Below are 19,899 nucleotides of genomic sequence, written 5' to 3'. Positions count from 1 at the left end.
ACGGAGCGACTTCGCCATGATCTTCCGGCAACTCTTCGACCCGCAATCGTCGACCTACACTTACCTGCTCGCCGACCGCGCATCGCGCGAGGCGCTGCTGATCGATCCCGTGTTCGAGCAGGTGCGCCGCGATGCGGCGCTGCTCGACGAACTCGGGCTGCGGCTCATCGCCACCATCGATACGCACGTGCACGCCGATCACGTGACGGGTGCGTGGCTGCTGAAGCAGCGCACCGGCAGCGCGATCGCGATTTCGGCCGCGAGCGGCGCGCAAGGCGCCGACCGCTACCTGAACGACGGCGATCGCTGCGCATTCGGCACGCGCTACCTGACCGTGCGCGCGACACCGGGCCACACGAGCGGCTGCATCAGCCTCGTGCTCGACGACGAATCGATGGCGTTCACCGGCGACTGCCTGCTGATTCGCGGCACCGGCCGCACCGATTTTCAACAGGGCGACCCGCGCGCGCTGTATCGCGCGGTCCACGGTCGACTCTTCACGCTGCCGGCGGCCTGCCTCCTGTACCCCGCGCACGACTATCGCGGGTTGACGGTGACGAGCGTCGGCGAAGAGCGGCGCTTCAATCCGCGCCTCGGCGGCGATCTCAGCGAGGACGATTTCGCGGGCTACATGCGCAATCTCGGGCTCGCGCATCCGCGCCAGATCGACGTCGCGGTGCCCGCGAACCTGCAATGCGGCGTTGCCGCGAACGCGCCCGACGTGCAAGCGGCGCCCGACTGGGCGCCGCTCGTCTATACGTTCGCCGGGTTTTGGGAAATCGATCCGCAATGGCTCGAGGATCACCTGTCGGCGGTACAGGTGGTCGACGTGCGCGAGCCGGACGAATTCACCGGCCCGCTCGGCCATCTGCCCGGCGCGACGCCGATTCCGCTCGGCGAACTGGCCGCGCGCACCGGCGAGCTTGCGCGTGACCGACCGATCGTGACCGTATGCCGCGCGGGCGGCCGCTCCGCGCAGGCGACCGTGATTCTGCGCAAAGCCGGTTTCGATGCCGTCGCGAACCTCGGCGGCGGGATGCTGCGCTGGCGCGGCGAAGGCCGCGTCGTGATGGACGGCCGGTCGTAGCGGCGCGGTGCGCATGGCGCAGAAAAAATCGATCGGTCCGATGTCGAATCGGCCTGGCGCCGTTCGTCGTCAAGGTATCCGATCACGTGGCGCCGCATGACGCGGCGCCGAAACTCTGAGAGACCTCGCGATGATGCCGACGCTATACGCCCATCCCTTTTCCTCCTATTGCCAGAAGGCGCTGACCGCGCTGTACGAGAACGGCACGCCGTTCGCGTATCGCGTGCTCGCGCACGACGACCCGAAGCCGATGCAGGAACTGGCCGCGCTGTGGCCGCTGAAGCGCTTTCCGGTGCTCGTCGACGCGGACCGCACCGTGATCGAGGCGACGATCATCGTCGAGTATCTCGATCTCTATCATCCGGGCCCCGTGCGGCTGGTGCCCGAGGACCGGCGCGCGGCGCTGGAAGTGCGGACGATGGATCGTTTTTTCGACAACTATGTGTCGACGCCGCAGCAGAAGGTCGTGTTCGATGCGCTGCGGCCGGCGCACGAGCGCGATGCGCGGGGCGTCGCCGATGCGCGCGCGATGCTCGAAACGTCGTACGCATGGCTGGATCGAACGATGGCCGATCGTGAATGGGCGGCCGGCGACCGCTTCAGCCTCGCCGACTGCGGCGCGGCGCCGTTCCTGTTCTATGCGGACTGGACGCACCGGATCGACCCGTCGTTCGCGAACGTGATCGCGTATCGCAAGCGGCTGCTTGCGCGGCCGTCGTTTGCGCGTGCGGTCGACGAGGCGCGGCCGTATCGTGCGTTCTTCCCGCTCGGTGCGCCCGATCGCGACTGACGTGCGCGGCCGCGGTTGCCGGCGCGGCGACGACCTGACCGGCGGCGCGCGCAGCGCGCGATGCCGCCGCGCAGGGCCGGCAGCGCGTGCCCGGGCGTCGTGACGACAGCAGCGGATGCATCGCGGCGCCGTCCCGTTACATCGTCGTGTGCTTGACCGACTGCGCGAGCGTCAGCAGTTCGTCGAACTGCGTGATCAGCTCGAAGCACAGCAGGAACGCGAGCGTATAGGCCGGCGCGGGGAAGCGCCGGATCGCCTCCAGCACCTGCGGCGCGAAGCGCGATCGGATCGCGTCGCGCGTCAGCAGCCACGCGATCGCGATGCCGATCGCGGCGCCGGCGATCAGGTCGGTCGGATAGTGATAGCCGAGATACGCGCGCGGCACGCAGATGAACACGACCGCGTACAGCAACGCGAGCACGCCGGCGCGGCGCGCGATGATGAAGATGCCGGTCGCGATCGCCATCCACAGCATCGCGTGATCGCTCGGAAACGAACTCCAGGCCTGCAGCGTGGCCGCACGCAGTTCTTCGGACGGGAAGTGCAGGTGCAGATCGGGGTTGTAGATCGGCCGCACGCGGAACGGCAGGACTTTCGCGAGCATGCGGCCGAACGCGAGCGCGACGAGCCCGCTCGCGACCGTCGCGATGACCAGTTCGCGTTGCCGTTCGCGTTCCGGTCCCGGCTGGAACCACAGCCAGCACAGCACGGGGATGAGAATGAAACCCTTGAACGTATAGAGGCCGGCGATCACGCGGATCGCGTGGTTCATCAGCGGTCCGAACGTGATGTGGGTGAGGAAGACCTGGATCGTGGTGTCGAAATTGTTCATGTTCTGCGACCCGGCGGACGCGCAGCACATGACACGCGACCGACGGGATCAGGAAGCGCGCTCGCACCGGAGCGCAATGGGGGGCAAGTATGTCACCGGTAATTTCGAAGAAAATGGGAAAAAATACCGGGATTCCCCTGAGAAAACGCGATTTTCCGATGGGGCCGGATTCGAAGCGACCGTGCGGCGCGGTCATGTCGAATCATCTGACGGTTGCGGGCGCATTCGCTGCGCATCGTCGAAAATAATCCGTTGAACTGGACAATTCGGCGGGCCACCGAGGATCTTGCATCGGATGACCGAATGCGCGTCGCGTCTCGCGCGGATCTGCCGTGCCGCGCCGGGCCGCGCAGCACCGAACGAAAATAAAAATAAAAAGAAAAAGTGGGCAGGCCGTGTGGGCCTGCCCGCTCCGCATTTGCCAACAGCGCTTGCGCCCCGCGCTGCTCATCGACTTCATCGCGATGATGCGCGAAGCCGTGCCGCTGCGCGTCGAAGGGCGCGACACGCAAGCGTCGTCGTGCGTGCCGTCAGCCGCGCCGGATGCCTTCCGGCAGCGCGCTGATGCGGCGCACTTCGGGCGAGTCGAGCCACGCGCGAGACGTCGCGCAGTCGACGAACATGTCGGTCGCATCGTCGCCCCAGAACAGGTCGCCGTCGAGTTCGAAGGTCGGCACGCCGAACACGCCGTGCGCGATCGCCTGATCGGTGTTCGCGCGCAACGCGTCCTTCACCGGTTGGGCCTCGACGGCCGTTACGCCTTCCGGAAAGCCGACCGCCTCGCACAGCGCGGCGAAGCCGTCCGGCGTCGACACGTCCTGGCCGTCGCGCCAGATGTGCCGGAAGATTCGCCGGATCGCATCGGGCGTGTTGCCCATCGCGATCACGAGACGCAGCGGCCGGATCGGGTTGAACGGATGCGCGGGCGGCATCCGGAACGGGATGCCGAGCTTGTCGGCGCGGTATTGCGCGTGGCGATAGGTGAAGATGCGCTTCGCGGCGATCTCGGCCGGCGCTTTCTGGCCCCAGTGCGTGAGCAGCGCGCCGAGTACGATCGGTTTCGGCTCGTATGCGGCGGCAGGCGGCAATGGGTCGAACCGTTCCTGCTGCAGATACGCGAACGGCGAAACGAAATCGAAGTACCAGGTGGCGGTGCGCGGGGTGTTCATCGTGGGGTTCCCTTGCGTGTCCTGACGGCGGTTGCATGTGCGGCGCCGACGGGCGGCGTGCCGCATGCGTCGACGGCCAGTGTCGCATGCGGCCGCCTTGTGCGCTGCCTCATCGCCGCATGCGCGCGGCCGGCTATGGCTGGGCGGGGCTGCCCGGTATCGCGAATCGGGCGAGACTGTCGCGCACGGCTTGCGCATCGTAACGCGCGCCCGCGCCACCGAGCGCGACGGTCGCCTTCTGCGCGAGCGGCAACAGCATCGCGAGCGCCGCGGCCATCGCCGGCGCGGCGGCCAGCCGCGACATCGGACCGGACACCGTCAGCGCGCCGACGCAGTCGCCGGCCGCGCCGAACACCGGCACGGAGGCCGATGCGGTTTCCGGGTCGCGCTCGCCGTACGACGCAGCCCACAACTGTTCGCGCACGTCGTTCCAGCGCGCATCGTGCGGCTCGGTGAACGCGAGCAGCACCTTCCCCGACGCCCCCTGGTGAACCGGAAACTCCTCGCCGACCCGGATCGACACGCGCACCGTGCGCGTGGGTTCGACGCGATGGAGCACCGAGCGCATGTCGCCATGGCGCACGTAGAACGATGCCGTCTCGCCGAGTTCGCGGCTCAGCGTCTCGAGCAATGGTTCGACGACCGGGCCGACGCGGAACGAGCGCTGATACAGCGCGGCAAGCCGCAACGGAGTGGTCCGGCCGTAGTGAAAGGGATCGTCGGGCATGCGGACCTGCGGCTCGGCGCGCGCGACCCGCCCGAAGCGCATGTCGACGCCGGTCGCGGACACTTTCGCGGCGTTCGACACCTGACGACCTGGGATGCCGATCCGTCGCTCGCCAACCCGTTGTCGGCGGTGCCGCGCGGGCTGTTGCTCGATCCCGCGTACCGCGCCGGCGTCGCGCAGCTCGCGCCGCTCGGACTGTCGTACGACGCGTGGCTGTTCTTTCCTCAATTGCCCGAGCTGTTCGATCTGGCGAAGGCGAACCCCGACACGCGGATCGTCGTCAATCACTGCGGCGGCGTCGTGCGGATCGCGAGCTATGCAGACCAGCGGCCGGAAGTGTTCAAGCGATGGTCTGCGTCGATGCGCGAACTGGCGCGGCTGCCGAACGTATTCGTGAAGGTTGGCGGCCTCGGCATGCGGATCAATGGCTTCGAGTTCGAGAAGGGCGCGCGGCCGCCGTCGTCCGAACAGCTCGCCGACGCATGGAAGCCGTGGATGCTCACGTGCATCGAGGCGTTCGGCGCCGAGCGCTGCATGTTCGAGAGCAATTTCCCGGTCGACAAGGGCTCGTATTCGTACGTGAACGGCTGGAACGCGTTCAAGCGGCTGACCGCGCACGCGAGCCCGAGCGAGCGCGATGCGCTGTTCCGCGGGACCGTCACGCACACGTACCGGCTCGGCTGACGCGTATTGCGTGGTCGCCTCGGGCTAGCCCGTCTCGACCAACGCGGCCAGCCGGGCGAGCGCCATTTGCCAGCCGGCCTCGTTGTCGGCGGCCGGCACGCCGGGCGGCACACCATCGTGCACCGCATCGACGCGCGTGCCGCCTGCTTCGTCGGACAGCGTGATCGTGACCGTCATCGCGCCGCGCAGCATCGGATCGTCGGTTTCGAACACGTCGATTTCGACGATCTGCTGGTCCGGCACGAGCGTCACGAAACGGCCGTGATAGGTGTCGGTGTGCGCGGTGGTCTTGCCGGTGCCGTCAGAAGGTCCGTCGTAGCTCAGCGACACGCGCAGCGCGCCGCCTTCGCGCGTGTCGTATGCGTGCACGCGGCACGTCATGCCGTCGGGCACCTTCCATTGCTCGACGGCGTGCGGATCGAGCAGCGCGCGGTAGACGCGCCCGCGCGGCGCGTTCAGGTGCCGGCTGACCCGGGTCGAATGCGTGTGCATGTGCAGCATGTGGCCTCCCGCGGAGCGCGCACGACGGTGCACGCCGGATGCCGGCGTGTCGTCGTGCTTCCTTCAGGAATCCTAGGCGCGCGCGCGGCCGCATGCAATGGCCCGCGCATGCGGCCGCATTCAGCGCAACGCGGCCGCGAATTCGTCGAGCTGCGTGATGCAGATGTTCCAGCCCTCGAAAAATCCGAGAGCCTCGTGGCGTTCGCGCGTCGCGGCATCAGGATGCATCACGCGCGCCTCGTAGCGGCAGCCGGCGGGGTCATCGGCCATCGTGATGACGGCCGTGAAGCCCAGCCATGGCACCTGCGGCCGCCAGCCGCCCGTGAGCATCGACGTGAATGCGATTCGCGCTTGCGGGACGATTTCGAGGAAGCAGCCGGGGTTGTCGCTCGTGCCGCCGTCGGGGCCGCGCATGAACGTGTGGAAGGCGCCGCCCGGGCGCAGGTCGAACGCGAGCACTTCGGTGGTCCACGGTTTCGGGCACCACCATTCCTTCAGCAATTCCGGGTCGGTCCATGCGCGCCAGAGTGCCTGGCGCGGCGCGCGCAGCGTGCGCGTGATCACGAGGTCATGGGTTTCGGCGGGGTCGACGTGGCTGGTTGACATGCGCTTGCTCCTCCTGGTGACGGCGTTCGACGAATTCCACGAGGCGATCGGAGCGCGCTTCCCACTGCGCGCGCTTCGCGGCGAGCCACTGCTCGGCCTCCGCCAGCCGGCTGCCGACCAGCTCGCAGGTGCGCGAGCGGCCGGTTTTCCGGGTCGTGACGAGGCCGCTGCGCTCGAGCACCGCGAGATGCTTCATGAACGACGGCAGCGCCATGCCGAACGGCGCGGCCAGTTCCGAAACGGTTCGCTCGCCATTGCCGAGCGCGCCGACGATCGCGCAGCGTGTCGGATCGGCGAGTGCGTGGAATACGTCGCTGATACCGGGTTGAAAGTTAGCCATGTGGCTAAGCATAGGCGATGCAGCGGGGTTTTTCATCGCGTAGCATGATGGGGCGGGAACACGCGCCGCTCGGGCTGGGTGCGGTGTTGCCTGGCACCGGCCGCCACTGCGCATGCATCGACCGCACGCCGGCATTCCATTCGATCCGGGTGCACGCCGACCGAACGCGTGCCCCACCTGACATACAGGAGAGGGTATGACCGAACCCGTGACCGTGCGCCGCCTCGATGCGAGCGAAGCGTATGCGTGCATCGATGCGCTGGCCGATGTGCTGATCGATTGCGTCGAGGGTGGCGCGTCCGTCAGCTTCATGTTGCCGATCGAGCGTTCGACCGCCGTGGCGTTCTGGGCGCGCGTCGCCGACGGCGTCGCGAGCGGCGAGCGCATCCTGCTGGTGGCCGAGGACGCCGCCGGCCGGATCGTCGGCACCGTCCAGGTCGTGACCGCGCAGCCGGAGAACCAGCCCCATCGCGCGGACATCGCGAAGATGCTCGTGTCCCGTCATGCACGCCGGCAGGGGATCGCGGCGCGGCTGATGACGGCTGCCGACGAAGCCGCGCGCGATGCCGGCAAGACCGTGCTCGTGCTCGACACGGTGACGGGCGGCGATGCCGAGCGTCTGTACGAGCGGGCCGGCTGGCAGCGCGTCGGCGTCGTGCCCAACTTCGCGCTGATGCCCGACGGCGCATTGTGCGCGACGACGTATTTTCACAAGCAGCTCGCGTAACCGGGCTGGATGCGATCGCCAGCCGGTTCGCGATCGGCGCGCCTTGCGGCGGAGCGGGGCCGCGGGCAGGACGCCGGGCGGACACGAAAATCCGGCCGGCGACGGCGCCGCTCCGATATATTCGTGCTGGAACACGCCACGACCATGCCAACGGAAGGAATCGCCGCCTCGATGAAACGCTCCCATGTCACCTTCGCCCTCGCGGGCCTGCTCGTCGCGGTGCCGATTGCCGCCTACGCGCTCGTCAAGCCGCTGCGCGTCGTTGCGCCCGCGCTGCTTCCCGGCGTATCGTGCCCCAGCGCGGACATCTGCACGGACGATGCCGCGAAGTTCGGCGCCGCGCAGCAGCTCTATCGCGACGGCTATGCGCGCGCGGCGGCGGCCGTGGGCCCGTTTCGCGAGGCCCCGCGCGTCGTGTTCTGCTCGACGCGCGAGTGTGCCGACAAGTTCGGTCTCGGCGAACGCGCGGCACTGACGCTCGGGGATTTCGGTGTGGTCGTCGCGCCGCGCGGCTGGCAGACCTACTTTCTCGCGCACGAGCTGATCCATCACCGTCAGGCCGAAGTGCTCGGCAACGTCGCGGTCGCGACCAAGCCGCGCTGGCTGATCGAGGGGATGGCGTATGCGCTCAGCGACGATCCGCGTCATCCATTGACGGAGCCGTTCGAGGCATGGCGCGCGCGTTTCGGCGCGTGGCATGCGGCGCTGGGCGGACAGCCGATGTGGGATGCGGCAAGGGCGGTGGAATAGCGCGGGACGCGCGCGCACGGCGGGCGAGCGCGAACCGCGTTGTCGGCGGACGTGTGCAGACGGGGCGACGCCGCTCGTGCTTCGCCCCGTGGAGAGTCAGCCCGCCGCCACGCGTCGTGCGCGGCGGGCCCGGTCGTCAGACCGTGGTGTCGATGATGCCCGGGATCTTCACGTCCGGGTTCACGTCCGCGTCGTAGTCGACGCCGGCGATCTCGAAGCCGAACAGGCGCAGGAACTCGGTCTTGTAGCCGGCGAAGTCGGTCATCTCGTACAGATTCTCGTTCGTCACCTTGTCCCACATGGCGACGACCTTGGCCTGCACTTGCGGATCGAGCTCCTTGTAGTCCGCGCGCAGGCGGCCTTCGTCGTCGATGTGCGGCGTCGCGCCGTACATGCTGTCCTTCAGGAGCCCGTACACCTGCTCGATGCAGCCTTCGTGCGTGCCCTTTTCCTTCATCACCTTGAACAGCAGCGACAGGTAGAGCGGCATCATCGGGATCGCCGAGCTCGCCTGCGTGACGACGGCCTTCAGCACCGACACGCGGGCATCGCCGCCGTGCGCGGCGAGCTTGTCGCGGATCGACAGCACCTTCTTGTCGAGATCCTTCTTCGCTTCGCCGATCGAGCCGTTCCAGTAGATGTCGTGCGTGATCTGCTCGCCGAGATACGTGAACGCGGTCGTCTTCGCGCCGTCGGCCAGCACGCCGGCTTCAGCGAGCGCGTCGATCCACATCTGCCAGTCCTCGCCGCCCATCACGGCGACGGTGCCGTCGATCTCTTCCTGCGTCGCCGGCTCGAGCGAGACTTCGCGGATCACTTCCTTGTCGGTGTCGAGGCCGCGGAACGTGACCGACTTGCCGACCGGCTTCAGCGTCGAACTGATCGTTTCGCCCGTCTTCGGATGCGTGCGGCGCGGCGCCGCGAGGCTGTAGACGACCAGATCGACCTTGCCGAGATCCTGCTTGATGGTGTCGATCGTGATCTGCTTGACCTTGTCGGAGAATGCGTCGCCGTTGATGCTGCGCGCATAGAGCCCCTTTTCCGCGGCGAATCTCTCGAACGCGGCGCTGTTGTACCAGCCGGCGGTGCCCGGCTTCGTTTCACTGCCGGCACGCTCGAAGAACACGCCCAGCGTGTCCGCGCCCGAGCCGAACGCGGCCGAGATCCGGGCGGCGAGGCCGTAGCCCGTCGACGCGCCGATCACGAGCACCTTCTTCGGGCCGTTGGCGATCGGGCCGTGCGAAGTCACGTAGTCGATCTGTTCCTTGACGTTGGCTTCGCAGCCGACCGGATGTGTCGTCACGCAGATGAAGCCACGCACGCGCGGTTTGATGATCATGAAAACCTCTAGTCAGAAAGGCGCGGACGGCCTGAAATCGGAAAAATCCCGCGCATTGTAATGGAAGCGGGCGGTCAGGGCGGGAAAGGCGGGCGGCGGCGACATTCGCGGTGGCCCGGGGGCGGACCATCGAGGGCGGCGATTGACGTCGCCGCCAGTTATTTCTCTCTTGACAGAAATAACTGAAAAAACTAAATTTCCGGACATGGAACTCACACCGATTGCCGAACGATTCATTCTCCACTGGGGCGAAATGGGCTCGCGGTGGGGCGTCAACCGCACCGTCTCGCAGATTCATGCGCTGCTGTACCTGGCCGGAAGGCCGGTCGCGGCCGACGAGATCGCCGAGACGCTCAACGTCGCGCGCTCCAACGTCAGCACGAGCCTGAAGGAACTGCAGGCGTGGCGGCTCGCGAAGGTCGTGCACGTGCTGGGCGATCGCCGCGACCACTTCGAGACGTCGACCGACATCTGGGAACTGTTCAAGCTGATCGTCGAAGGGCGGCGGCAGCGCGAGATCGAACCGACGCTCACGGTGCTGCGCGATTGCCTGACGAGCCCCGAGATCGCCAACGAGAGCCGCGAAACCGAACAGCGCATTCGCGACACGCTGCAGTTCGTCGAGACGCTCACGACCTGGTCGGACGAGATGCTGCGGCTCAAGCCCGACACGCTGATGAAGGCGCTCGGGATCGGCGCGAAGATCAGCCAGACGGTCAGGCGCAAGTCGTCGAAGTAGGCGGCACCGGACATGCGGGCACGCAGCCCGCTTTTTTTGGAATCTGTATTTCTGTCATTACAGAAATAACTGTATATAGAGGATGAAACAATGAACGAAATCGTGCTGTCGATCCGCCGGCATTGCGCATCGCGGAGCGCGACATGAACATCCTCGTCTGCGGCGCGAACGGCTTCATCGGGCGGGCGCTGGGCGCGCGGCTCGAGGCCGGCGGCCATCGCGTGCTGCGCGGCGTGCGGCATGCGGTCGGCCCGCACGACGTCGCGATCGACTTCGCGAAGGACGTCGATGCCGACGCGTGGCTCGCCCGGCTGGATGGCGTCGACGTGGTGATCAACGCGGTCGGGATCCTCGCCGACCGGCGTGACGAGACGTTCGACACCGTGCATCGCGCGGCGCCCTGCGCGCTCTTCACCGCATGCTGCCGTGCCCGCGTGCGACGCGTGATCCAGATCTCGGCGCTGGGCGTCGAGCGCGGCGACACGCCGTATTTCGCCAGCAAGTACGCGGCCGACACCTTCCTGCAGACGCTGCCGCTCGATTACCGGATCGTGCGTCCGGCGCTCGTCTACGGCACCGCCGGCACGTCCGCCCGGTTCTTCCGGATGCTCGCGAGCCTGCCCGTGCACGTGTTGCCTGCGGGCGGCCACCAGCGGCTGCGCCCCGTGCACGTCGACGATCTCGCCGAACTCGTCGCGCGGCTCGTCGATGCGCCGGCGGTCGGCGGCCCGGTCATCGACGCGGTCGGCGGCGATGAAGTCGAGTATCGCGAGATGCTGAGCGTGTATCGCGCCGCGCTGGGCTTCCCGCCGGCGGCGCGCGTGACGCTGCCGGGCCCGCTGGTCGGCGCGGCGGCCGCGCTGCTCGGCACGATGCCGGGCTCGATGCTGACCCGCGACACATGGACGATGCTGCGCGGCGGCAACACCGGCGATCCCGCCGCGCTCGCGGCCGTGCTCGGCCGGCCGCCGCTCGGCATGCGGGATTTCATCGGCGCGAGCGCGTACGCGGCCGCGCTGCATGGCGATGCGCTCGCGATGTGGCGGCGGCCGCTGCTGCTCGGCGCGCTCGCGATCGTCTGGATCTGGACGGCCATCGTCAGCGCGTTCATCCATCCGCGGCACGACAGCCTCGCGATGCTCGCCCGCGTCCACCTGAACGGACTGCCCGCGCTGATCGCGCTCTACGGAGCATGCGCGCTGGACTTCGCGTTCGGCGTGGCGACGGTCGCCGCGCCGTCCCGCCGCCTGTGGGCCGCGCAAGGCGCGTTGATCGTCGCGTATTCGGCCGTCATCGCGGTCACGATGCCCGGGCTGCTCGCCGAGCCGTTCGGCCCCGTGCTGAAGAACGTGCCGATTCTCGCGATCCTGTTGATCCTTTTTTCAGAAGAAGAACACGCATGAACATCTATCTCGTGATCAAGACGCTGCATATCCTGTCCTCGGTGCTGATGGTCGGCACGGGCTTCGGCACCGCGTTCTACCTGTTCTTCGCGAACCGCACGCGCTCGGTGCCGGCGATCGCCGCCGTGTCGCGCCTCGTGGTGCGCGCCGATTGGTGGTTCACGACGCCGGCCGTGCTGTTCCAGCCCGCGTCCGGGCTGTGGCTCGCGCACACGGCCGGCTGGCCGTTGACGACGCCGTGGCTCATGGCGTCGATCGTGCTGTATGCGGTCGCGGGCGCGTGCTGGCTGCCGGTCGTGTGGCTGCAGATCGAGCTGGCCGCGATGGCGAAGCTCGCGCATGCGAATGGCGATGCGGAGCTGCCGGCACGCTACTGGCGTTATGCGAAGCGCTGGGAGTTGCTCGGCTATCCGGCGTTCTTCGCGATGTTGAGCGTGTATTTCCTGATGGTGGTCAAGCCGATGTAAGCGCGCTGCCGGCGCACGGGAGCGGCGGCATGGCGTACGGGAAAGCAGTCGATCGATTCATGATGCACGCGTAAACAAAAGGAGTGCGAATCATGGACTCAAGTGAACTGGTGCTGTACTTCGACGGGCGATGTCCGTTATGTGTCGCGGCAATACAGCGTCTTCGGGCCCGCGACGCGCGAGAACAGCTGGCTTTCGTCGATATCGCCGGGCCAGGCTTCGATCCCGCTCCGCTGGGCATCGACCTGCCCGCGCTGAATCGGGAGCTGCACGTGCGCCTGCCGGACGGACGCATGCTGACCGGTGTGGACGGCATCCTGGCCGCCCATGCGCTGACCGGGCGAAGCCGGCTCGTCCGGCTGCTTCGCGTGCCGGTCGTGCGCAGTGCGCTGGCGCTGCTGTATCGCCGCGTCGCGCGCAACCGCCTTGCCGTCTCGCGCTGGCTCGGCTATCGCGTCGAAGCACAGTGCGACGGGGTGGCGTGCGGCAACGACCGAGCCGCCGAATCCGCAGCGGATCGCCCCGCACGTGATGACGTGCGCCGCATCGTGTTGGCCTGGGTGTACGGCGCGGCGATCGCACATTTGCTCGTCGGCATTGCCGTTCCGTGGGTAGCCGGTACGCCATGGTTCGACGCGTATCACCGCGTCATCGAGTTGCATTTCTGGGCGGGAACGGCGCCCGCACCGGCGCGCGCGCAGCAGATCTGGTGGATGGCGCTGATCGGTGCGACGGTGCAATGCGCGTCGGTCTGGATGCTGGCGCTCGTCCACCTCGGCAACCGGCTGCGCCGGCGGGAAGTGTGGGGGTGGCTGCTGGCCGGCCTGCTGATCTGGGCGCCGCAGGACATGCTGTTTTCATTGCAGGCACATGTATGGGGCCACGTCGCGATCGACGCGGCGGCACTCGTCGCGATGATGCCGCCACTCGTCTGGCTCTGGAGGAGGGATAGCATATGAACACCTTGCCCGCTTTCGATTGGGCGCTCATCCTGTTGATCGTGCAGGGCGCGATGGGCGCATTCGATACGCTCTATCACCACGAGCTCACGCAGGATCTGCCGCACCGCCCGCGCGCGCGGCTCGAGCTGGCGATTCACGCGGTGCGCTCCGTGCTTTACGGTGTCGTGTTCGCGTCGATCGCGAACGTCGCCTTTCACGGTGCCTGGGTCGCGGTCATCGCGGCGGTGGTGGTCGTCGAGGTGGTGCTGACGTTGTGGGATTTCGTCGTCGAGGATCGGAGCCGCAAGCTGCCGGCGACCGAGCGCGTGCTGCACACGCTGCTGGCCATCAACGGCGGTGCGCTGTTCGGGATGATCGCGATACAGCTGGCCGCCTGGGCGCACGAGCCGACCGCGCTGCAGGCGCTCGATCTCGGCTGGCGCGGCGGGTTGCTGAGTTTGTTTGCCGTCGGCGTGACGGTATCGGGATTCCGCGACGGGATCGCGGCCTGCCGGGTCGCGCGACGCGCCGGCCGCCAATCCGTTCGCGGGGCACCCGCCGGCGAACGTGCTCGTCACCGGCGGGACCGGCTTCATTGGCGAAACCCTCGTGAACGGGCTGCTCGATGCAGGGCACACGGTCACGTTGCTGGCACGTGATCCGCTGCGCGCGGCCTACCAGTTTCACGGCAGCGTGCGCAGCGTGACGTCCGTCGAGCAGTTGCAGCCGCATGAGCGTTTCGACACGATCATCAATCTCGCGGGGGCGCCGGTGCTCGGCGCGCGCTGGAGCAAACGCCGGCAGGCATTGCTGCTCGCCAGCCGGGTTGGCGTCACGGAATCGCTGATGCGCTGGGTCGAGACCGCCGATGTCAAGCCGCGCACGTGGATCCAGGCGTCGGCGATCGGCTACTACGGCGTGCGTCCTTCCGACGAGCCGCTCGACGAGAGCAGCAGCGCCGGCACCGGCTTCATGTCCGAGCTGTGCCGGCAGTGGGAGCAGTCCACGCAGGCGCTCGAGCATCACGGCGTTCGCTCGGTGGTGCTGCGGCTGGGCCTCGTGTTCGGCCCCGGCGGCGCGTTGCGCGCGATGCTGCTGCCGCATTACTTCGGGGTGGGCGGGCGATTCGGCGACGGCACGCAGGTGATGAGCTGGATCCACCGGGACGACGTGCTGCGGATCATCGCGCGCGCGATGGGGAATTCGGGCATGCACGGCGTCTACAACGCGGTCGCACCCGCGCCGTTGACCCAGCGCGAGTTCGTGCAGGTCGTGTCGAAGGTGCTGCACCGCCCGGTCTGGCTGCACGTGCCGGCCGCGCCGCTGCGCGTCGCGATGGGAGAGATGGCCGCGCTGCTGCTGGACGGGCAGCGGGTGATGTCGGCGCGGCTGCATCAGGACGGATTCGTGTTCCGGTTCCCGACGGCCGAGCATGCGCTGCGTGACCTGACGAATCGGCCGCACGCGGATTTTCTGCGCACGGCATGTCGTTTGCCGGGTGGTCGTGTATAAACTCGACGGAAGCGCGCTCGGCCCGTTTCGCGCGTTCCGAACGCTTCGCACTCGACCTCACAAGGAGCCTGCATGCTGCACATCCTCGGCAAGATCCCGTCCATCAACGTCCGCAAGGTGCTGTGGCTGTGCACCGAACTCAACCTGCCGTTCGAACAGGAAGACTGGGGTGCGGGCTTTCGCACGACCAACGATCCGACGTACCTCGCGCTGAATCCGAACGGCCTCGTGCCGGTGATCAAGGACGACGACTTCGTGCTGTGGGAATCGAACACGATCATCCGCTATCTCGCGAACCGCTATGGCGGCGACGCGCTCTATCCGGCCGAGCCGCAGGCGCGCGCGCGGGTCGACCAGTGGATCGACTGGCAGGGCACGGACCTGAACCGTTCGTGGGTCGGTGCGTTCCTCGGCCTCGTGCGCAAGTCGCCCGATCACCAGGACCCGGCGGCGATCGCGCAGTCGATCGCGGGCTGGACGAAGCACATGCAGATCCTGAACGCGCAGCTCGAAGCGACCGGCGCATTCGTGGCCGGCGACCATTTCACGCTCGCCGACATTCCGATCGGCCTGTCGGTGAACCGCTGGTTCGGCACGCCGTTCGAGCACCCGGATTTCCCTGCGGTGAAGCGTTACATCGAGCGTTTGGCGACGCGCGAGGGCTTCAAGCAGTATGCGGGCAGCGCGAACCCGTAACGCATTGCATGTCGCGCGCGGTGCGGCTGCTTGACCGCCGCCGCATCGCCGCCTCCCCGTGGCGCGTCACGTGCCGGACGCCGGTACGGCCTCGAGCACGCGCGCGAGAAACGCCTCGTGATTCCACGCGGATTCCGGCCGCGACAATCCGAGCCGCACGACCACCAGCTCGCGGCTCGGCACCACGCTCACGAACTGGCCTTCATGGCCGACCGCATGAAACGCATCGGCGGGCAGCGGCCGCGCGTGCGGATCGCGATCGTTGAACGGCTCAGGCACCTTGACCCACAGATGCGCGCCGAATTCTCCGCGCGTCGACAACGGCGTCGCGCGCGTCAGGTAGCGCACCCAGCCTTCCGGCAGCCGCCGCTGCCCGTCCCATACCCCGTCCTGCAGCAGAAGCTGCCCGAAGCGCGCCCAGTCGCGCGCGCTCGCATACATGAACGACGCGCTGCCGAGCGTGCCGGCCGCATCGGGCTCGAACACCGCGCTGCGCATCCCGAGCGGTGCGAACAGCGCGCGGCGTGGAAATGCGAGGTAGTCGCTCTCGGTGCCGCCCATCGCCTCGCGCATCACACGCGCGACGATCGCGCTCGTGCCGCTCGAGTAGTACCACTGCGTGCCGGGCTGCGCGGCGAGCGGCTTGGCCGACGCGAAGCGCGCGGTGTCCGGCTGCGTGAACAGCATCACGGCGACGTCGGACAGCGGGTCGTCGTAGTCCTCGTTGAATTGCAGGCCGCTCGTCATTCGCAGCAGCTCGTCGAGCGTGATCGCCGCGCGCGGATCGCCGCTGTCGCGCCATTCCGGCAGCAGCGCCGACGCGTCCGGCGACAGCTTGTGCTGCGCGACGAGCATGCCGGCCAGCGCGGCCGTCACGGTCTTCGTCATCGACCAGCCGGGTAGCGGCGTATCGGCGGTGAAGCCGGGCGCATAGCGTTCGGCGACGATCTGGCCGCGCCACATCACGACGACGGCGCGGGTGCGCCGCGGCCGCGCCGGATCGGGCTCGTCGAACGCGCGGTCGAGCGCGGTCTGCAGCTTGCGCGCGTCGATGGCGGCGGGCGGTGCGGCCGGCGCCACTTCCTGCGCGGGTGGCGGATCGGGGACGGGCGGCAGCGCGGCGGGCAGCACGCCGGGCGACGGCCCGAGCGCGAGCGTGCAGCCGAGCCCGGGGCGAAAGTCCGCCTCGCGTTGCGCGAACCCGGCGAACGTTGCGACGGCCCGATGATGTTCCGCATCGATCGACGGACGCACCAGTTTCAGCAGCGGGTGCACGCCGGCCATGATGTCGACGTCGATTACCGACGCGGCCGGACGGCCCGACACGAACACGCCGGAACACAGCGCCTTCGCGGCATAACCCGTCGCGATCGGGGCGAGCCGCGACAGCATGTAGCCGGCGTAGCCGGCCGCGGCGACGAGCGCGACGGCGATGCCGCGCAGGATCAGCGATTTGAAGGGGATCGTCATGCGCGAGCGTCCTCGGTGGCGTGCCGGCCGGCAACGATCCGGCAGTGTCGCAGGTTCGGGCGAGCGGTGGCAATCGCGGGGGTGGCGGTGGGGCGACGCCGGCCGGCAGCTTCACGATCACGGTGGCGGTGACTTGCGTGTTCGATGCCGCGGCGACACGGCCTGACAAGTTGAAATCCGACCGGCCGTCGGCCGATAATCGTCCGGCATCGTTCCCAGTCAAACCGCAATCGCCAAATCGGAAAACGCCATGTCCTACGACAACAACAACCCGTTCGCCCGGATCCTGCGCGGCGAACTGCCGTGCGTGAAGGTCGCCGAAGACGACGCCACGCTCGCGATCATGGATCTCATGCCGCAGGCCGACGGTCACGTGCTCGTAATCCCGAAGGAGCCGGCCGCGCAGATCTTCGAGCTGTCCGGCGACGCGGCGACGGCCGGCATCCGCATGACGCAGCGCGTCGCGGCGGCCGTGCGCGCGGCGCTCGGGCCGGACGGCGTGTTCATCGGTCAGTTCAACGGCGCGGCGGCGGGCCAGACGGTCCCGCACGTGCATTTCCACGTGATTCCGCGCTGGGAAGGCGTCGACCTGCGGATGCACGCGCGCGACATCGCCGACGCGGCCACGCTCGAATCGCTCGCCGAGCGCATCCGCGCGCATTTCGTGTAACGCCTGTACGGCGCGTGATTCGGGCGGCGCCAGCGGGCGCGCGCGGCGACGCCGTTCGCGCCTGTTTCAGCGGTCACACCACGTAACACGTGTAACCGCTCGCGAAACTCGATCCGGCGGCTCCGGCGCTAGACTCCGCGCATTGCTGCATCGAGCGATAGAACGGGCCGGTTGCCTCTTCGTGCCGGCCGTCACGGGTTGCGACGGCACGGCTTTCGCGCGATGCGACGTGTCCTCTTCGCCGGGAATCGAGCCATGTACAAAGTTCTCATCACGTTTGCGCTGATCGGCGGCCTGTCCGGCTGCTATGTCGCGCCGCCTTACGGCTACGCGCCCGTGCCGGCCTACTACGGCTATGCGCCGGCCTATTACGCACCGCCCGTCAGCGTCGGGATCGGCGGCAACTTCCGCATTCGCTGACCGGGCGGCGGTCGCGGGCGCAGCCCGCACGTCGATCGAGCGCGTCGTTCGACGCGCCGCCACCGCTTCTCGCAGGGAAAACTCGCGCGCCGCATGACGGCGCGCGTGCGCATCGCCCGCCCGGGTTCCTATACTTCACAGGAAAGCCCACCCCGGCGAGGCAAGCCATGGCCGTTACGCGCAAGTTCGCAATCGTTGCGAGCGTCTCCACGCTCGTCTATCTCGGGCTTGCCGTGCTCGGCATCGGCGGGTTCGCCGCCTTCTTCTCGCATCCGCCACTGATCGCCATTGCCGTCGCGACGCTGGCGCTTGCCGTCGTCGCGATGTTTACCGAAGGCAACCTGAGTGCCGGCGAACGCGAGAACCGCGACAACCGCTGGGTGCTCGCGGCCTTCGGCGCGAGCGGGTTCCTGCTCGCGTATTTGCCGGCGCTGACCGACCGGCTCGACGTGTGGACCTTCGGCGGCGACACGGTGCGCTGGATCGGCGTCGTGTTGTACGTCGCGGGCGGCGTGCTGCGCATCTGGCCGGTGTTCGTGCTCGGCAAGCGCTTCAGCGGGCTCGTCGCGATCCAGCCGGGCCATACGCTGGTGACGGACGGCATCTACAGCAAGATCCGCAACCCGAGCTATCTCGGCCTGCTCGTCAATGCGGCCGGCTGGGCGTTGGCGTTCCGCTCGGGCGTCGGGCTGCTGCTCGTCGCGTTGACGGTGATTCCGCTCGTCGCGCGCATCCGTTCCGAGGAAGCGTTGCTGCGCACGCAATTCGGCGCCGAATACGACGCGTATTGCGCGCACACCTGGCGGCTGATTCCGGGCGTGTACTGACCCTCGTTCGACCCGAACCACCGGTGCGATTCCGCCGGCGCGCGGCGCGGCTCCGATGTGTTGCCACGTGTGTCCGAACCCGCGCGACGGGCACGTTCCGCATCGCCGAAAAACGGGGCTTGACCATGGCCGGAGCTCCTGCCGGCGGGCGTTGCCGGCGGTTTCCGGCAAGCTTTTCCGGTCCTTTTTCGGTAAACAACTTGTTACCAGAATGTCGACGGCAAGCAGGCTCGACAGGTGCTATTCTTCGCCGCAAGCTCATTGAAATGAATTGGTCCGGGATTCGGCACAATGCCGGCATCGACGCCGATCGATTCAGATCGTCGTATCGAGCGGACCTTCGATAACCAGATTGCGAACAAGGAAGAATACGGGAATGTGGAAGAAAATCGCCCCCGCTCTCGTCGTCGCCGTGCTGACCGGCGCGACCGCAGTGCCGGCATTGGCCGGTGACATGAACAACGCGCTCGGCGGCGCGCTCGGCGGGGTTGCCGGCGCAGCGGTCGGCGGCGCGGTCGGCGGCAGCACCGGCTCCGTGATCGGTGGCGCGATCGGCGGCGGCGCGGGTGGCGCCGTGACGTCGAACCGTCGCGAGCGCACCGGCGCGATCATCGGCGGCGCACTCGGCGGCGGCGCGGGTACCGCGGCCGGCAACGCGATGGGCGGCCGCACGGGCGGCCTGCTGGGCGCGGCCGTCGGCGGCGGCGCCGGCGCGGCGCTCGGCGGCAACCTGTCGCGCAATTCGTACGATCGCGGCGGCGATTATGGCGATCGCGGCCATCGCCACCGCAAGCATCGCCACCACCGCGACTGGGACTGATCGCCGCGGGCGCGGCACGGTGCGCGGCCTGCGCACCGGCGCGCCCGACGCGTCGGCATCCGATCCGACAGCCGGCCCGGCGGCCTCAGCCGGGCCGCCATCGCCGGCAAGACCGGCGGCCTTCACCCCCTTCGGCAGTCCATGCCCGGCCCCGCTCGACGGGTTGGCACGCTCTCTCCCGCTTCACCTTTCCCGCTTGTAGACGACATCGCCAGTTGCATCGACATGCAGCTGCGCAGGTTCGCCCAATCCCATTTCGCCATTGCTGACCGACGCGTTGCCGTTCGGTCATCAGGATTTCCCCGATGCGCCGACGCGCTCGCGTCACGCGTTCACCGGCCGTCGCGCGCCACGGCGGGTAGTGCGAAATCGAATGGATGTC

General features: G+C 68.2%; 21 protein-coding genes and 3 pseudogenes. 15 read left to right on the top strand and 9 right to left on the bottom strand.

Annotation, left to right across the window (positions count from 1 at the left end; genetic code table 11):
- The first annotated feature begins 16 nt into the window (after nt 1–16).
- Nucleotides 17–1,087 (top strand): MBL fold metallo-hydrolase, encoded by a 1,071-nt coding sequence (locus tag ACV22W_RS13865; protein ID WP_448019883.1) that lies wholly within the window; start codon nt 17–19, stop codon nt 1,085–1,087.
- Between the two features lie 130 nt (nt 1,088–1,217).
- Entirely contained in the window at nt 1,218–1,877 is a 660-nt protein-coding gene (locus ACV22W_RS13860) for a glutathione S-transferase family protein (RefSeq protein ID WP_448019881.1), read from the top strand.
- A 136-nt stretch (nt 1,878–2,013) separates the two neighbouring features.
- On the opposite strand, the gene ACV22W_RS13855 is transcribed toward ACV22W_RS13860, so the two are convergent.
- The 4 genes and pseudogenes from ACV22W_RS13855 to ACV22W_RS13840 form a co-directional block, all read right to left on the bottom strand.
- On the bottom strand, nt 2,014–2,709 hold the full coding sequence (locus tag ACV22W_RS13855; protein WP_448019879.1) for a phosphatase PAP2 family protein: 696 nt from the start codon (nt 2,707–2,709) through the stop codon (nt 2,014–2,016).
- 92 nt (nt 2,710–2,801) lie between these two features.
- Nucleotides 2,802–3,221: a hypothetical protein gene (locus tag ACV22W_RS13850; RefSeq protein WP_448019877.1), complete on the bottom strand. Its 420-nt coding sequence runs from the start codon at nt 3,219–3,221 to the stop codon at nt 2,802–2,804.
- Nucleotides 3,222–3,239: 18 nt separating this feature from the next.
- Nucleotides 3,240–3,878, bottom strand: coding sequence for a 2-hydroxychromene-2-carboxylate isomerase (locus tag ACV22W_RS13845; RefSeq protein ID WP_448019875.1), 639 nt, complete (start codon nt 3,876–3,878; stop codon nt 3,240–3,242).
- Nucleotides 3,879–4,011: 133 nt separating this feature from the next.
- Nucleotides 4,012–4,572, bottom strand: a pseudogene (locus ACV22W_RS13840) (IclR family transcriptional regulator domain-containing protein); the annotation flags it as partial.
- Here ACV22W_RS13840 and ACV22W_RS13835 point away from each other — a divergent pair.
- Nucleotides 4,558–5,289, top strand: a pseudogene (locus ACV22W_RS13835) (amidohydrolase family protein); the annotation flags it as partial. The pseudogenes ACV22W_RS13840 and ACV22W_RS13835 overlap by 15 nt on opposite strands.
- A gap of 24 nt (nt 5,290–5,313) precedes the next feature.
- Here ACV22W_RS13835 and ACV22W_RS13830 read toward each other — a convergent pair.
- The 3 genes from ACV22W_RS13830 to ACV22W_RS13820 all read right to left on the bottom strand — a co-directional run bounded on the left by ACV22W_RS13830 (nt 5,314) and on the right by ACV22W_RS13820 (nt 6,736).
- A complete protein-coding gene (locus tag ACV22W_RS13830; RefSeq protein ID WP_448019873.1) occupies nt 5,314–5,790 on the bottom strand; it encodes an SRPBCC family protein in 477 nt (158 codons plus the stop codon).
- Between the two features lie 120 nt (nt 5,791–5,910).
- Nucleotides 5,911–6,396 carry an SRPBCC family protein gene (locus ACV22W_RS13825; RefSeq protein ID WP_448019872.1) on the bottom strand — a complete coding sequence of 162 codons (486 nt, stop codon included), beginning with the start codon at nt 6,394–6,396 and terminating at the stop codon, nt 5,911–5,913.
- A complete protein-coding gene (locus ACV22W_RS13820) occupies nt 6,359–6,736 on the bottom strand; it encodes an ArsR/SmtB family transcription factor (RefSeq protein WP_448020056.1) in 378 nt (125 codons plus the stop codon). Before ACV22W_RS13820 ends, ACV22W_RS13825 begins: the two co-directional genes overlap by 38 nt.
- Nucleotides 6,737–6,932: 196 nt before the next feature.
- Here ACV22W_RS13820 and ACV22W_RS13815 point away from each other — a divergent pair, with 196 nt between their 5' ends.
- Nucleotides 6,933–7,463 (top strand): N-acetyltransferase family protein, encoded by a 531-nt coding sequence (locus ACV22W_RS13815; protein ID WP_448019870.1) that lies wholly within the window; start codon nt 6,933–6,935, stop codon nt 7,461–7,463.
- A 171-nt stretch (nt 7,464–7,634) separates the two neighbouring features.
- Entirely contained in the window at nt 7,635–8,213 is a 579-nt protein-coding gene (locus tag ACV22W_RS13810; protein ID WP_448019868.1) for a hypothetical protein, read from the top strand.
- A gap of 136 nt (nt 8,214–8,349) precedes the next feature.
- Here the strand turns inward: ACV22W_RS13810 and fabV are convergent, their stop codons facing one another.
- Nucleotides 8,350–9,552, bottom strand: a complete 1,203-nt coding sequence (fabV, locus tag ACV22W_RS13805; protein WP_448019867.1) for an enoyl-ACP reductase FabV — start codon at nt 9,550–9,552, stop codon at nt 8,350–8,352.
- 205 nt (nt 9,553–9,757) lie between these two features.
- Here fabV and ACV22W_RS13800 point away from each other — a divergent pair, with 205 nt between their 5' ends.
- The 6 genes and pseudogenes from ACV22W_RS13800 (at nt 9,758) to ACV22W_RS13775 (ending at nt 15,310) form a co-directional block, all read left to right on the top strand.
- On the top strand, nt 9,758–10,291 hold the full coding sequence (locus ACV22W_RS13800) for a GbsR/MarR family transcriptional regulator (RefSeq protein ID WP_047902276.1): 534 nt from the start codon (nt 9,758–9,760) through the stop codon (nt 10,289–10,291).
- A 143-nt stretch (nt 10,292–10,434) separates the two neighbouring features.
- Entirely contained in the window at nt 10,435–11,694 is a 1,260-nt protein-coding gene (locus ACV22W_RS13795) for an SDR family oxidoreductase (RefSeq protein ID WP_448019865.1), read from the top strand.
- Nucleotides 11,691–12,161: a DUF2269 family protein gene (locus ACV22W_RS13790; protein WP_059528664.1), complete on the top strand. Its 471-nt coding sequence runs from the start codon at nt 11,691–11,693 to the stop codon at nt 12,159–12,161. The genes ACV22W_RS13795 and ACV22W_RS13790 overlap by 4 nt, the downstream gene beginning before the upstream one ends.
- Before the next feature lie 92 nt (nt 12,162–12,253).
- Nucleotides 12,254–13,120, top strand: a complete 867-nt coding sequence (locus tag ACV22W_RS13785; protein WP_448020054.1) for a thiol-disulfide oxidoreductase DCC family protein — start codon at nt 12,254–12,256, stop codon at nt 13,118–13,120.
- Nucleotides 13,117–14,614: pseudogene (locus ACV22W_RS13780) on the top strand (TIGR01777 family oxidoreductase). Before ACV22W_RS13785 ends, ACV22W_RS13780 begins: the two are co-directional and overlap by 4 nt.
- 72 nt (nt 14,615–14,686) lie before the next feature.
- Nucleotides 14,687–15,310 carry a glutathione S-transferase family protein gene (locus ACV22W_RS13775; RefSeq protein ID WP_448019864.1) on the top strand — a complete coding sequence of 208 codons (624 nt, stop codon included), beginning with the start codon at nt 14,687–14,689 and terminating at the stop codon, nt 15,308–15,310.
- A 66-nt stretch (nt 15,311–15,376) separates the two neighbouring features.
- On the opposite strand, the gene ACV22W_RS13770 is transcribed toward ACV22W_RS13775, so the two are convergent.
- Nucleotides 15,377–16,780 carry a serine hydrolase domain-containing protein gene (locus ACV22W_RS13770; protein ID WP_448019863.1) on the bottom strand — a complete coding sequence of 468 codons (1,404 nt, stop codon included), beginning with the start codon at nt 16,778–16,780 and terminating at the stop codon, nt 15,377–15,379.
- A 250-nt stretch (nt 16,781–17,030) separates the two neighbouring features.
- Here ACV22W_RS13770 and ACV22W_RS13765 point away from each other — a divergent pair, with 250 nt between their 5' ends.
- The 4 genes from ACV22W_RS13765 to ACV22W_RS13750 all read left to right on the top strand — a co-directional run bounded on the left by ACV22W_RS13765 (nt 17,031) and on the right by ACV22W_RS13750 (nt 19,517).
- Complete coding sequence (locus tag ACV22W_RS13765) at nt 17,031–17,450, top strand: HIT family protein (RefSeq protein WP_448019861.1); 420 nt, start codon at nt 17,031–17,033, stop codon at nt 17,448–17,450.
- Nucleotides 17,451–17,705: 255 nt separating this feature from the next.
- Nucleotides 17,706–17,870 carry a hypothetical protein gene (locus ACV22W_RS13760; protein ID WP_167359263.1) on the top strand — a complete coding sequence of 55 codons (165 nt, stop codon included), beginning with the start codon at nt 17,706–17,708 and terminating at the stop codon, nt 17,868–17,870.
- 167 nt (nt 17,871–18,037) lie between these two features.
- Entirely contained in the window at nt 18,038–18,697 is a 660-nt protein-coding gene (locus tag ACV22W_RS13755) for a methyltransferase family protein (RefSeq protein ID WP_448019858.1), read from the top strand.
- A gap of 376 nt (nt 18,698–19,073) precedes the next feature.
- Nucleotides 19,074–19,517: a hypothetical protein gene (locus ACV22W_RS13750; protein WP_059528642.1), complete on the top strand. Its 444-nt coding sequence runs from the start codon at nt 19,074–19,076 to the stop codon at nt 19,515–19,517.
- The last annotated feature ends 382 nt before the right edge of the window (nt 19,518–19,899 follow it).

Source organism: Burkholderia sp. AW49-1, from assembly GCF_053427845.1.
This window is presented reverse-complemented; position numbering and strand designations above follow the sequence as displayed.

Coding starts and splice junctions, on each gene's coding strand:
- ACV22W_RS13865 (WP_448019883.1), top strand. CDS start 17: ATGATCTTCCGGCAACTCTTCGACCCGCAATCGTCGACCTACACTTAC.
- ACV22W_RS13860 (WP_448019881.1), top strand. CDS start 1,218: ATGATGCCGACGCTATACGCCCATCCCTTTTCCTCCTATTGCCAGAAG.
- ACV22W_RS13855 (WP_448019879.1), bottom strand. CDS start 2,709: ATGAACAATTTCGACACCACGATCCAGGTCTTCCTCACCCACATCACG.
- ACV22W_RS13845 (WP_448019875.1), bottom strand. CDS start 3,878: ATGAACACCCCGCGCACCGCCACCTGGTACTTCGATTTCGTTTCGCCG.
- ACV22W_RS13830 (WP_448019873.1), bottom strand. CDS start 5,790: ATGCTGCACATGCACACGCATTCGACCCGGGTCAGCCGGCACCTGAAC.
- ACV22W_RS13825 (WP_448019872.1), bottom strand. CDS start 6,396: ATGTCAACCAGCCACGTCGACCCCGCCGAAACCCATGACCTCGTGATC.
- ACV22W_RS13820 (WP_448020056.1), bottom strand. CDS start 6,736: ATGGCTAACTTTCAACCCGGTATCAGCGACGTATTCCACGCACTCGCC.
- ACV22W_RS13815 (WP_448019870.1), top strand. CDS start 6,933: ATGACCGAACCCGTGACCGTGCGCCGCCTCGATGCGAGCGAAGCGTAT.
- ACV22W_RS13810 (WP_448019868.1), top strand. CDS start 7,635: ATGAAACGCTCCCATGTCACCTTCGCCCTCGCGGGCCTGCTCGTCGCG.
- fabV (WP_448019867.1), bottom strand. CDS start 9,552: ATGATCATCAAACCGCGCGTGCGTGGCTTCATCTGCGTGACGACACAT.
- ACV22W_RS13800 (WP_047902276.1), top strand. CDS start 9,758: ATGGAACTCACACCGATTGCCGAACGATTCATTCTCCACTGGGGCGAA.
- ACV22W_RS13795 (WP_448019865.1), top strand. CDS start 10,435: ATGAACATCCTCGTCTGCGGCGCGAACGGCTTCATCGGGCGGGCGCTG.
- ACV22W_RS13790 (WP_059528664.1), top strand. CDS start 11,691: ATGAACATCTATCTCGTGATCAAGACGCTGCATATCCTGTCCTCGGTG.
- ACV22W_RS13785 (WP_448020054.1), top strand. CDS start 12,254: ATGGACTCAAGTGAACTGGTGCTGTACTTCGACGGGCGATGTCCGTTA.
- ACV22W_RS13775 (WP_448019864.1), top strand. CDS start 14,687: ATGCTGCACATCCTCGGCAAGATCCCGTCCATCAACGTCCGCAAGGTG.
- ACV22W_RS13770 (WP_448019863.1), bottom strand. CDS start 16,780: ATGACGATCCCCTTCAAATCGCTGATCCTGCGCGGCATCGCCGTCGCG.
- ACV22W_RS13765 (WP_448019861.1), top strand. CDS start 17,031: ATGTCCTACGACAACAACAACCCGTTCGCCCGGATCCTGCGCGGCGAA.
- ACV22W_RS13760 (WP_167359263.1), top strand. CDS start 17,706: ATGTACAAAGTTCTCATCACGTTTGCGCTGATCGGCGGCCTGTCCGGC.
- ACV22W_RS13755 (WP_448019858.1), top strand. CDS start 18,038: ATGGCCGTTACGCGCAAGTTCGCAATCGTTGCGAGCGTCTCCACGCTC.
- ACV22W_RS13750 (WP_059528642.1), top strand. CDS start 19,074: ATGTGGAAGAAAATCGCCCCCGCTCTCGTCGTCGCCGTGCTGACCGGC.